General features: G+C 41.3%; 7 protein-coding genes and 1 tRNA gene. 4 read left to right on the top strand and 4 right to left on the bottom strand.

The window, feature by feature from the left end; all coding sequences use genetic code 11:
• Both VF500_RS10760 and VF500_RS10755 read right to left on the bottom strand, forming a co-directional pair.
• A partial coding sequence (locus VF500_RS10760; RefSeq protein ID WP_330859673.1) for a hypothetical protein occupies nucleotides 1-899 on the bottom strand: 899 nt, incomplete at its 3' end.
• Nucleotides 900-1,287: 388 nt separating this feature from the next.
• Nucleotides 1,288-4,944: an ABC transporter permease gene (locus VF500_RS10755; RefSeq protein WP_330859672.1), complete on the bottom strand. Its 3,657-nt coding sequence runs from the start codon at nucleotides 4,942-4,944 to the stop codon at nucleotides 1,288-1,290.
• A gap of 280 nt (nucleotides 4,945-5,224) precedes the next feature.
• Here VF500_RS10755 and VF500_RS10750 point away from each other — a divergent pair, with 280 nt between their 5' ends.
• From VF500_RS10750 to VF500_RS10740, 3 genes are all read left to right on the top strand, one after another.
• Nucleotides 5,225-5,800 (top strand): Crp/Fnr family transcriptional regulator, encoded by a 576-nt coding sequence (locus tag VF500_RS10750; RefSeq protein ID WP_330859671.1) that lies wholly within the window; start codon nucleotides 5,225-5,227, stop codon nucleotides 5,798-5,800.
• 65 nt (nucleotides 5,801-5,865) lie between these two features.
• The gene (locus VF500_RS10745; protein ID WP_330859670.1) at nucleotides 5,866-6,270 is read left to right on the top strand and encodes a DUF4267 domain-containing protein; all 405 of its coding nucleotides are present in this window, start codon (nucleotides 5,866-5,868) and stop codon (nucleotides 6,268-6,270) included.
• A gap of 69 nt (nucleotides 6,271-6,339) precedes the next feature.
• Nucleotides 6,340-6,756 carry a hypothetical protein gene (locus VF500_RS10740; protein ID WP_330859669.1) on the top strand — a complete coding sequence of 139 codons (417 nt, stop codon included), beginning with the start codon at nucleotides 6,340-6,342 and terminating at the stop codon, nucleotides 6,754-6,756.
• A gap of 212 nt (nucleotides 6,757-6,968) precedes the next feature.
• Here VF500_RS10740 and VF500_RS10735 read toward each other — a convergent pair whose 3' ends face one another.
• Nucleotides 6,969-9,419: an FtsX-like permease family protein gene (locus VF500_RS10735; protein ID WP_330859668.1), complete on the bottom strand. Its 2,451-nt coding sequence runs from the start codon at nucleotides 9,417-9,419 to the stop codon at nucleotides 6,969-6,971.
• Nucleotides 9,420-9,915: 496 nt separating this feature from the next.
• Between VF500_RS10735 and VF500_RS10730 the strand changes: the two genes are divergently transcribed.
• The gene (locus VF500_RS10730; RefSeq protein WP_330859667.1) at nucleotides 9,916-12,615 is read left to right on the top strand and encodes a gliding motility-associated C-terminal domain-containing protein; all 2,700 of its coding nucleotides are present in this window, start codon (nucleotides 9,916-9,918) and stop codon (nucleotides 12,613-12,615) included.
• Nucleotides 12,616-12,703: 88 nt separating this feature from the next.
• Here the strand turns inward: VF500_RS10730 and VF500_RS10725 are convergent.
• Nucleotides 12,704-12,776: transfer RNA gene (locus VF500_RS10725), tRNA-Met, on the bottom strand.
• Between the last annotated feature and the right edge of the window lie 4 nt (nucleotides 12,777-12,780).

Genomic DNA, 12,780 nt, shown 5'->3' with positions numbered 1-12,780 from the left:
TCCTGCATTTTTCGGATCACCTCCTCAACACGGTATTCATTAATGAAATCATTAAAGCTTTTTTTGAGCACCGTATTGATTATCCGGGATAATTCGTGCGGACTTAGATCAAGTTTTTCGGCCAGTGAACTTAAACTCAGTTCAGGGTCCTGGTAATAAAGGTTATCCTGTACAATTTTCTTTAGCCATTTGCCTTTTTGTTTCAACGCCATTAAGCCGGATGGTTTAGGAAACAACGGCGCATCGGCAATGGTATCAGTTTCTGACCTGAAAAATACAACTACGCCCATCCTGATAACCATCAATCCCGAAAGCAAATTCAGCGGGTAATAAACATTGCGCTCTAACGAAAAGTGAAAACCCCAATAATCAATAGCAATGAGCGGTATCCATAATAATAACACAAAACCTAAACTTGCCAATTGGTTATCCAACCAACGCCACTCATACCGGTGACGATCACCTTCCGTAAATTTCTGACCTGTATAAAAACGCTCTATCAGCAGGTGAGATAGGTACAGGTAAGTTCCAACCGATATAAATGTCAACAGTTTTAATATGGACGCTGTTCCGGGTAGCCAAATGGCCTGCACTAAAATAACGGGGCAGAAATGCAGTAGATCCTTACGATGAAACTTTAGTGCGGGCCAGATAGCTTTCCGTACATAAAAATAGATCAGCGGTCCAAAGGCCAGTGAAAATTGCGGCAGCCGTCTCCCCGGCTCAATATCAGCAGTCAATATTCCTGCTATCCAAAAAGCAAGCACAGCCAGGGCTACGGCGAGAAATCGTTTTGCCGGGCGATTGGTGCTTTTGACAAACCACAGCTGTAGGGCAAAAGTCAACCCGACAAACAGCATTCCCTCCAGCGTACCTTTATATAAGTTGATAGGTAACATATATAAACTTAAGCTTCATAAGGTTTAAATTAAGGTCTAATTTAATAAGACATTGCTTATTTCTTTAATTATTATCGGCCATTTAGGGATTTTTTTATTTGAATGATGCTATCGCCTTATAAAAAGAGGTTAGAATTTAAACTCAGTAGGACTAAAATTTATCCTGAAGCTTTATCCTGATGGGAACTCCGATCTTTCGTGCGAATTATTAACACTGTACAGCACGTGCATATGCTTTAAAACAAGACGCCTGAAATCAAAAAAGCCTCAAATCTTCCGACTTGAGGCTTTTGACTGGGTAGCGGGAGCAGGATTAAAGTCAAATCGCCTGAAGAAAAGTGCCAGGCTTTCATCTACAATGAGTTAAACGTTCGGCCATGGACATGATTTACTCATTCCTTAACCCCTTTACAGGATTTGACGTAGCCGATCTGATCGTTCGGAAACTAATAGTTACCAGTGCTATTAACATGGCTCCGGCACCAGCCATAATAAATACCCATAAACTGAGGTTTGTATGGTAGGCAAAATTCTGCAACCAGCTGTACATAAAGAACCAGGCAATAGGCGATGAAATCAGCAATGAAATAGCGATCAGTATCACTACTTCTTTACTAAGCATGGTTAATATATTGGTTACGCTTGCCCCCATCACTTTTCTGATACTGATCTCTTTGGTTCTTCGCTCGGTAGTAAACATCGCCAAGCCGAACAAGCCCATGCATGAAATAAAGATGGTTACGAGCGTTGCTGTTTTCATAAGCCATTGTGTTTGCTGATCACGTTCGTATAACCGGGAGATAGAATCGCCCAGGAAAGAATAATCAAAGGGTTCTTCTGGATAGTTTTTTTTCCATTCTTTGGCTATTCCATTTATTAGTTGCGAAATATCGCCTTTTTGATATTCGGCAGGAGTTAACTTTAGCGCTATGCCCATTTGAACTTTGGGGTCATTAGCGATAACTACCGGCATAATTTGCTGATGGAACGAGTTTTCGTAAAAATCAGCTACTACACCGGCTATGGGATAAGCTTTGTTTTGACCGCCAAATAACAAAAGCCTGCCGATAGCTTGTTTGGGGCTGTTGAAACCCAGCGCTTTTACAGCACTTTCATTTATTAGGTACTCCCTTACGCTATCGCTATGAAGCAGATTACGGCCCGCAACCATTTTCATATTATAAAACGGCACAAAGCTTTCATTACCCGAATGGATGGAAGCTTCGATAGGCTTTTCGTTGCTCCCATGCAATTGTATACTGTTGCCCATGTGTGCGAAACCCATTGGCGGAAATGCTTCTGTAATAACCTGCTCTACCCCGGGCAATCGTTTCAAATTTTCGGCAAGTACCTGCATTTTCCCCGTATGATCATTCCAGACGCTTCTCAAAGTAATAATATTGCTTGTTTTAAAGCCCAGCTCCTGATTTTGCATATAGCTAATCTGTTTGCTGGTCACTATGGTTCCGATAATGAAGATCAGCGATATAGTAAACTGGAACACGATCAGGCTTTTGCGCAAGTAGCCTTTATTACCCGTTTTTTCGCTTAACTCACCTTTCAAGCTCGAAACGGGCTTAAATATGGATAGTTGTCTTGCCGGATAAAGCCCAGCCAGCAACGTAGTAAAAATTGCTATGCTGATAAGAAATATCCATGTGGTATATTCCATAAAATCAAATTCTACGCCCGGCGGGATATATGCAGCAAATAGATTCAATACCGGCTTTATCGCAATAACGGCTATGATTACGGCCAGCAAAGTCAAAGTGAATGTTTCGATCAGGCACTGGAATAGAATAGTAAGTTTTCCACTGCCCAGCACTTTGCGTATGCCGATTTCTTTGGTCCGTTGTATAGATTGTGCAGTAGATAAATTGATAAAATTGACAGCTGCAATTAACAGTATGAATATAGCCACTGCCGACAGGACGTACAGTATTCTCAGATCAGCCTTCATTCCTTCACCACCATACTCCTTATGAAAATGAGCACCAGTAAATGGCCGAAGCTGTGCATGTAACTTAGTGTGAGGATCGGGGTCAAGATGTTTTTTTATAAATGAAGGAAATTGGGCATCTATTTGAGTAGGATTTACGCCCGTAGGTAATTTTACCAATTCCTGGCTGCCATGATTCAGCATAAACCAATTATCCAAAGGGATCTGTCTTTTTAACAGACTACTGTTAATGGTGCTGTATGAAATAAAGTCTGAAAAATTGAAATCGGAGTTTCTATTCCAGTCTTGCAGGATACCTGTAACCGTTACAGTAAGCGAATCATCATAAGTGATCGTTTTGCCTATCATCTCGTCTGGCTGCAAATTTCCGAAATAGGTCATTGCACGGCTTCGGGTAAGTACTACGGTCATGGGATTAGTCAACGATGTTTTTTTGCTTCCGCTTAGCCAGGTGTAGGGTAATATGTCAAAGTAATCAGCTTCTGCAATTATCCCTTCTGTCCTATCGAATGCCTTAATAACTTTGTCACCATCCTTTATCTTCACTTTTGGATTATAATGCTGAAAAGCTGCTACTTTCTCAAGCCCCGACATTTCACTCCGCATGGCATCGGGCATAGGTGCGGGCACCGAATTCCAGTGAGCATGGTCAGGGTCCGGGTTACCCTCAATGCTTACGTCGATACAATAGATCCGTTCTTTATCGGGATGGAAAGTATCAAAACTTAATTCAAAGTTTGCCACAAGATAAATGACCAGGCATCCGCAAATACCCAGCGCAAGCCCCATAACATTAATACCTGTATAGATTTTATGGCGTGTGATGTGGCGCCAGGCGGTTTTTAAACAATTTCTAAACATATAATTGCGACTTAATTTCATACCTAACCAATTCGGCGTGGTTTCCTGGTACGAAATTACCGGCGCAATTCGAGGATAAAGTTCCAAGTTATAAGATGGTATTTCTTTTTTGCGTGCTGTTTTATACTCTGCCGGGCTTTTCCCGGTCATTTGTTTAAAAATACGGTGAAATGTAGTTTTAGAGTTAAAACCTGATTCAAATGCAATACCCAATAAGGTTATATGGTCGTAAGCGGGATCATGCATTTTCTTGATGACCTCGGCAACGCGATACTCATTAATAAAATCATTAAAGTTTTTCTTGAGCACTGTATTAATGATCCGGGATAATTCATGGGTAGTCAGTTCAAGCTTTTCAGCAAGTGCGGTTAAACTTAACTCGGGATCTTCATAATGGCGGTTATTTTTGACAGTTTTTTTCAACCAGGTACCTTTGTTCTTCACTTCTGGCGGCGGCGGCTTTAAAAACGAGAATGGATTAGAAGATGCGCTTTCTTCCGCCTTCAAAAAAGCTGCATGTGCCATCCTGATTGTCATTGCCGCTAAAAGCACATATAAAGGATAATAAACATGCATGCTTAGCCGGCCTTGATGATCAAAATAACCTATGGCAGTAAATGGTATCCACAATAACCATAACAGGCCGAAACCGCCCAGCAAGTTATGCAGCCACCGCAACTCGTACCTATATCTATCCCCCCCATTAAATTTCATGCGCCGGTAAAAGCGTTCTATAAGTCTGTGGGATATGTAAAGGTATGTACCCACAGAAATAAACGCCAGCAATTGTAATGCAGGGTTTAGTTGCTGAAAGGTTCGTGTATGATAAGTAGCCGTACCTGTCCTGAAGCTATCCCTAACCTCCCATACGTGTACACCAAGCTCCAGCAATAAAGGGCTGAAATGGAGCAAATCTTTAAAACGAATTTTATAATCAGGCAGGGTTATTTTGAGCACATAGAAAAAAATAAGGGGCCCCATCGCCATCGAAAATTGCAGCGGCAGTAAACTCCAATAGGGAATATAAGTTTCCAACCCAACGTCGATGCCCAATACCCGGGCCAACCATAAAACGATGACAACTATTTCCAGGGCCAGGAACCTGTTTGCCGCACGGCTGATCTTTTGTGTAAACCATAGCAACAGGGCAAAAGTCAGCCCGATAAATATTGCCCCCAGGAAAATTAGGTCATAAAGGTTAATATGGAATGTGTATGGATTCAAGCAGATCAAATAACTCAATCATTATTCCAAAGATCTAATTTACTGATATATTGCCAATTAACACTGCAACACCATGAGGATTGTTATGAAACCGAACATCCGGCTGTTCGGTTTTGAACCGCACGTATGATAGCGAGGCGGGACTAAATTTGGAGTGCCTATGTTTTTATAACTGAATTTAACCGAATAAAAATTTAGGATGTTTAGCAGGATGGCTTGGACTTGACCATCAGGATAATACAAGTTTGGGTTTAACAATACGGTAATTTAATTTAGCGCAATGGAGTTGTTAATAGAAAAGATCAAGACTTATGTGCCGCTTTCTTTTGATGATGAAGGCATAGCGCGCACTTTATTTCACAAGAAAGCGCTAAAAAAGGGCGAACATCTACTAAAAGCGGGCGATGTTTGCCGTTACATTTTTTTTATCGAAACCGGGCTTGTGAGATATTATATCAACAATGATGGAGTAGAACAAACCAATTATTTTAACAAAGAAAACGAGTTTGTATGTGACTATATGAGTTTTCTGCCCCAAACTCCCTCATACGTTAATATACAAACCTTAGAGGATACCACTATCTGGGTGATCAGTTACGTTGGTATACAGCAGTTTTATAAAGAGGTAACAGCAGGCGAAAGATTTGGCCGCCTGGCAATTGAACAGGTGTTTGTGAGTGTAATCAGCCAGATAGGTTCTTTATATACGGACCTGCCTGAAACCAGGTACACGAAATTTTTAAGTGATTATGCCGATATTGCACAGCGCATTCCTCAGTACTATATAGCCTCCTATGTCGGTATTAAACCACAATCGCTAAGCCGTATCCGTAAACGGATCTCGGGCAAGCATTAATTAACCTGGGTGAATGAATGGAAGATTTCCATTGCCCAGTTTTGTACTGTTAAAAATAACAGTACATGAAAACAACACACGAAACACAACAATGGGGCATCCGGTCGGCATCCTTTTGGATGACCCTCTTCGTCGCAACGGGCATCATTTTTATCGGTGTCCGCTTTATAATAAACCCCGGCGCCGGCGCTATAGGCTATGGTATTCCTCTCATTAGCAACGATGATTTACCATTTGGAAGAATAAAAGGCATCCGCGACATTTTTTCGGGAGCCGTGCTGCTGCCCCTTTTATTGCTACGTATGCGCAAGGCAACAGCCTGGGTATTTACATCGGCAATCATCGTTCCGGCAGCGGATTTCCTGATTGTGCTTTCAGCAAACGGGTCTTCAGATATTTCTCATTTAATGATCCATGGATTAACTGTAGCCTACATGGCTATCACCAGTTTTTTATTATTTAAATCTTAATTAATTTTTATGAATTCCTACACACTTTTCCAAATATGCCTCCTTATGCACCTTGCCGGTCTCACGCTAATGGCAGGAACCGATATTGTTGAGTTCGTCGCTTTCAGGAATATTTTAAAGAACTATCAAACTAATAAAGATGCAGCAGTGCACCAAATTGGCATACTATCAAAGCTTTCCGTTTTATTACTTATCGGAGGTATACTATTAGTGCTTTCAGGCACCGGTTTTCTGATTATTACGCATAATGCCTTTGGAAGTCAGCTATGGTTTAAAATTAAGATCATATTTGTACTTGGGCTTGTACTTAACGGCATCCTAATGGGGCGAAAGAGCGGGAACCGGCTCAAACAAAGTTTGATGACAGGCAACATTGCGAAAACTCAGCAGGTAGAAGATGCTATCCGTGCTATGATCAGGTTTCATTTCATTCAGCTTTGCATCTTCTTTATTGTGGTGTTAATGGCCGTTTTTAAGTTTAATTAAGTGGAAAACTGTGCTTTCAGCAAAAACAAAAGCCACAAATTTTTCAATTTGTGGCTTTAACTTGCAGCCCCCACTCGACCGCCTGGCCGCAAGTATCAGACTTCTATCCGCAATAAATTAAACCTCTCAAGCCTGATCTATCAGCAGACAACCTTAAAAAATCGGGAACTTCTTAAAGATTATATCTTCCCTGTTAATCTTAACGGGTGCTCTTAATTATTTCTTAAACTTTTAACAGGATTTGCCAAAGCAGCTCTTCCGGTTTGAAAAACAGATGTCAAAAGAGCGGTGAAAAACATTATTGTTCCGCTCAACGCAAATAGCCACCAGCTTATTGGGGTTCGGTCAGCAAAGCTTTGCAGCCATTTGTTCATAGCAAACCACGACAACGGCATAACCACAACAAAAGAAACTACAACCAGCCAGGTTATTTCTGATGATAACAGCTTTACAATTTGCATAGCAGATGCTCCAAGCACTTTACGTATACCTATTTCTTTTGTGCGCCTGTTGGTATTGAAAATAGTTAAGCCTACTAAACCAAGGCAACTGATCAGTATGGAAAGCCCTGTAGCCCATGAAAGCAGTTTAGAGGTACGTTGCTCATTTTCATAAAACCGGGCAACTTCATCATCAAAAAAATGATAGTCAAATGCTATGTCGGGATAAACTTCTTTCCAGGCGCTTTTCATACTATTGATGGCTTTATTCCAATCATCGCTCCCTGCAGTTTGTGGTTTTAAAAGTATATGGAAAAAGTTGTCATTAAAACGATAGTGAGGGGCTTGCATTGACATTGGCAAAATAGCATCCCGCAATGATTTTTGATAAAAATCGGCTACCACTCCCACAATAATCCTTTTATTACCTTCATAATCAAAAGCCTTGCCTATAGCGTCTGCCGGATTTTGCAAGCCTAAAATATGTATATATTTTTCATTTACCAGTACTGCGGTCATCGAATCGGCAGCAATAAGATTACGTCCTGCCAATAGTTTTATATGATAAACCTTAATATAGTTTTCATCCCCGTTTCTTTGTTGCAGGGACGTTTTTATTTCCTTTTTTTCGTCTTTATAGCTTACTTCCCAAGCCCTTATATTTTCGGCTGCCGGGGCTTCACTGCCTATGCTCATCATTTCAATTTGAGGGATGTGGCTTATTTTATCTTTAAATAACTGTTGCTTATTTGAGTTTATAGTACTGCGTGGAGTTTCAATGTTGATGATAGCATCTTTCTTAAACCCGAGGTCTTTATTTAGCGCATAAAAAATCTGCTTATTAACAAGTAACGTTGTCATTATAAAAAACTGTGCAATAACAAATTGTGTAACGGATAATGCTTTGCGTAACGCAATGCCGCTGCCGTTTCCGAAATCATTACCCGCCGGTTTGTTTAATACCACTATAGGCTTGTAACCTGAAAGTATTATAGCCGGGTATAAACCCGCCAGCAAGGTTACGACTATGAATAATACTAATAAAAACAGTAACAGACTGCCATCTAAATAATTAAGAGATAAACCAGGTGGTATAAAATCGGCAAACAATTGCAGAATTAGCGGAGTTAAAGCTACCCCTATACAGATGGCAAAAAATGTAACAATAAAAGTTTCGCTCAAAAATTGTACAACAAGCTGCCATCTGCTACTTCCCATTGTTTTTCGGATGCCTATTTCTTTGGCCCTTTGCGTAGCCTGGGCGGTAGAAAGATTGATGAAATTGATACACCCCAACAGTAAAAGGAAACCGGCAATGGCCAACAGGCTATAAATAGTTGTTTTGTTTGCCCTTCTCCCCTTGTTAAAATTGGCGTAATCCTGGTTAAAATGTAAATCTTTTAATGGCCGCAAGTGCTCCGTTTGGCCATCGCCTGGTCTAAATCCTTTGTTATATTTATTTACCAGTATATTGATTTGCTTTTCAACATTATGCATATTGGCATGCTCATCAATCTTTATAAACAGCTGCCAAACTACATTTGGCCATTCGGTTAACCGGGTCATATTTTTTAAATCGGCATTATTCAGGCATGTATTGTAGGATATGAAATCTTTAAAATAGAAATCAGTGTTATGGGCCGGTGCTTGAATTATGCCCGAAATTGTAGTTTTAATGCTGTCATATATGACTGTTCTACCCAATAACTCGCTGTAAGAAATGTCGGGAAAATACCTCCGCGCCTGATCCGAAGTCAGCACAACCTGGTAAGGTTTTTCAAGTGCTGTCTGCGATGACCCAGCTAACCACTTGTAATTAAACAGCGCGAAATATTCTTTATCGGCTAATACAATGTTACTTTCCTTTTTGAATTTTACAGGTAAATCCGTACTACCCGGAATCAATACATCTGTTTCTTTTATTTCAAGAAATGGAGCTACGTTTTTTATCCCCGGAACCTCTGCTTTAATAGTTGCGGGCAGCGGACCGTTAACAAGTCCAACACGGGCAACTACTTTGTCCATATAAGAAAGATCTGTTACTACCCGGTAAATTCTCTCACTATCATGATGAAATTTGTCGAAACTGAGATCAAAATTTACAATAACAAAAATTGCCAGGGCTGCGCTGATTCCGACAGACAGGCCAACGATGTTAATAAAAGTAAAAAATTTACGTATCCTCAAATTACGCAGCGCGATTCTGAAGTAATTTTTATTCATGGCTTTTCGAACAGGTGATTTATGATGATAAGGTTAAAATAACATTGACGTTAAGTTACAATATTAAATTCCATAAATTCAAAATAAATGAAATTATATTCTATATATTAGATAAAATCAATACAATATATTGATTCGCTTGTTGGAAATTATACTAAATAACGAAAATTCTGACCTTGCCAGGAGAGGTCGCGTCACATTGAAAAAACGCACTTTCTATAAAAATGTAAAAATTTTGAAAGCAAAAAAGCCTCAAGTCTTTTGACTTGAGGCTTTTGAATTTTTTCGGTAGATGTAACGCAACAAATCCCGAACTTTTTGGAAGATTATAAATAGTATTCTTAATGTTGGGAAATAAATAGCAAGCACATATGGCACACGTGCGCCTGCAATGTCGCTTTTATTGGAGGCTATTGTTTTTTAATAATTTTATAACACCGCTAAATAATGATAAATTTGGATACTATTGTTTATAAATGTACCCAAACCTAATTACATGAGGAGAGCTTTACTTGCGGTGGCTTTAGCTGCATTTTTCTTCTCATTCTCAGTTTATGCTTTTGCACAATCTAATAACCAAACAATACCTAACGGCGGCATTACAACTGCTGTAAATTTCACAGGTGCCAACTGTAATTACAGTTGGACAAACAGCGATCCATCTATTGGCTTGCCGGCAAGTGGTACCGGAAATATACCTGCATTCACCGCAGTAAATAATAACAATCACCCTATTACAGCAACAATTACGGCAACGCCCACCGACGCCAATTTTGCATACATCCCTAATGCTGATGGGAAAGTTTCCGTTATTAATACCGCCACCAACCTGGTAACAGCTCAAATACCGGTGGGTTCAGAACCCTGGGGTGTTTCGGCAAGTCAGGATGGCAAAAAGGTGTATGTGTCAAATTCCGGATCCAATTCTGTGTCGGTAATTAATACGGCCACAAATACCGTAACCGCAACCGTTACTGTTGGCTCTTCACCTCATGGCATTGCCGTTACCCCGGATGGCAGCCGTGTGTATGTTGCTAATACCGGCCCTTCTTATTTCTCTACATCGGGGCCAAATTCAGTTTCGGTAATTAATACAGCAAATAATACGGTAGTAAAAACAATCAAGGTAGGTATTGACCCCATTGGTGTAGTTGTAAGTCCTGACGGCAGCCGGGTATACGTATTGAATGTTTATTCAAATACTATAACGGTTATCAATACGGCCACCAATACTGTAATTACTACAATTGCGGCGGGTACACAGTCATGGGGTATAGCAATTAACCCCAATGGCCACTTTGTTTACGTAGCCTGTCCGGGTTCAAACACGGTGTCTGTTATCAACACTTCAACAAATAATGTAACCGCCTCAATTCCGGTTAGCGGGAGCCCGAACGGTATTACGGTGAGCCATGACGGTAATAGATTATATGTAACCAATGCTGCCTCGAGTATGCTAACAATAATCAATGCCGCTGATAACACGGTCATCGGTTCAGTCGGGGCCGATAGCAGCCCTTGCGGAGTATCTGTAACTCCCGATGATAAGCAAATATATGTAGCTGATTATAATTCAAACAATATCGTTGTAATAGATGCAGTAACTAACACACGTACAGCTACTATCCCTGATGGTTCATATTCATATGCCATGGGCAATTTTATTTCACTGGGCCCGGGTTGCAATAGTTCTCCGGTTAGTTTTACCATCACCGTAAATCCGTCATCCTCTGGGGCTGTTATAAACACAAGCAATGCTACAGGAGCTATTACGGCTTGTGCAGGCACGGCATCTGCCAGCCCCAATATCCAACAGTTTAACGTATCCGGAAATAACCTTACGGCTGATGTTACAGTTAACGCCCCGGCAGGGTTTGAAGTATCGCTTACTGCCATAGGCGGCTACGGCGGCAGTGTATCGCTTGCCGAGGCCGGTGGTACTTTGAACAACACTACAATATATGTGCGTTCGGCCGTGGGCGATGCGGCCGGCAATGTATCGGGCAACGTAATACTTAGTTCAGCCGGAGCGCCCACCCAGCAGGTAGCTGTTTCGGGAGTAGTAAACGCATTGCCTGTTGTAAACCCCGTGAACAGCCAATCTGCTACAAATGGCGCAACAACAATAGCTATAAACTTTACAGGAAGCGCCGATATTTATAACTGGACGAATGATACGCCCGACATAGGGCTTGCAGCAAGCGGCACGGGCAATATACCATCCTTTACAGCCGTAAATAATAATAACGGCCCGATAATATCAACCATTACCGTTACGCCGAAAAACAGCACAGGTTGTGCAGGTACGCCGGAGAGCTTCACTATTACTGTGGGCTCTGCGGCTACAAGTATTTTGAGTGCGCAAAGTACTTTAACCGGGTTAACTACGGTATATGGTGCGGTTTCGCAGGGCGAAAGTTTTCATATTTCAGGCACCAATCTTACAGCTGGCATACTCGTTACCGCACCGGCGGGTTTTGAGGTAAGTAATGACGGTATTAATTACGGTGCTACAACTTTAATGAGCGGCACAGGCAATGCGCTTAACATAAAGATATTCATCAGGCTGGCATCAACCACACCTGTAGGCAATTACAGCGGCAACATTGTGCTCAGCGCGCCTAATGCAGTGAGCATAAACGTGGCAATGCCGCTAAGCACAGTTACCCCTGCGCCACTGACAGTAACTGCTAACGACAAGTCCAAAGCTTATGGCGCGGCTAATCCTCCATTCACGGTTACCTATAGTGGCTTTGTAAATAACGAGGGTATTGCTCAGTTAATCACCCCGCCTAACGCTACCACAACTGCAACAGCCTTATCGGCACCGGGGCAATATCCAATTACTGCAAGCGGCGCCGTCGCTGCCAATTATTCTTTTACCTATATAGGCGGCGTATTAACAATAGTATCTTCATCTGCCGTAACACCCACATTGATTATTCCCAACGCTTTTACCCCAAATGGAGACGGAAAAAACGATACATGGGATATTATAAACCTCGGTAATTATACACAATCCACTGTCAATGTGTTTAGCCGCTGGGGGCAAAAGGTATTCTCTGCTATAGGGTATCCTACTCCCTGGAATGGTACCTATAAAGGGACAGTATTACCTGCGGGCACGTATTATTACGTTGTCGATCCCAAAAACGGACAGCCAATTTTTACGGGATGGCTTGTTATTATTAGATAGTGTTAATTTTTCCTGCAGAATAAGGATGATAGTTCTGATACTAAAAAAAGCCCTTAGATCATCTCTAAGGGCTCCTTATTGTTACTTGTAGCGGGAGCAGGACTCGAACCTACGACCTTCGGGTTATGAGCCCGACGAGCTACCAACTGCTCCATCCCGCACTGT

This window comes from Mucilaginibacter sp., assembly GCF_036383575.1.
Classification (GTDB): Bacteria; Bacteroidota; Bacteroidia; order Sphingobacteriales; family Sphingobacteriaceae; genus Mucilaginibacter.
The sequence above is the reverse complement of the archived record's forward strand: the minus strand, read 5'-3'. Positions and strand labels throughout refer to the sequence as shown.

What these genes read in the sequence shown, in the direction of transcription:
- VF500_RS10730 (WP_330859667.1), top strand. Translation starts at nt 9,916, where the DNA reads ATGAGGAGAGCTTTACTTGCGGTGGCTTTAGCTGCATTTTTCTTCTCA.
- VF500_RS10740 (WP_330859669.1), top strand. Translation starts at nt 6,340, where the DNA reads ATGGCAGGAACCGATATTGTTGAGTTCGTCGCTTTCAGGAATATTTTA.
- VF500_RS10750 (WP_330859671.1), top strand. Translation starts at nt 5,225, where the DNA reads ATGGAGTTGTTAATAGAAAAGATCAAGACTTATGTGCCGCTTTCTTTT.
- VF500_RS10745 (WP_330859670.1), top strand. Translation starts at nt 5,866, where the DNA reads ATGAAAACAACACACGAAACACAACAATGGGGCATCCGGTCGGCATCC.
- VF500_RS10735 (WP_330859668.1), bottom strand. Translation starts at nt 9,419, where the DNA reads ATGAATAAAAATTACTTCAGAATCGCGCTGCGTAATTTGAGGATACGT.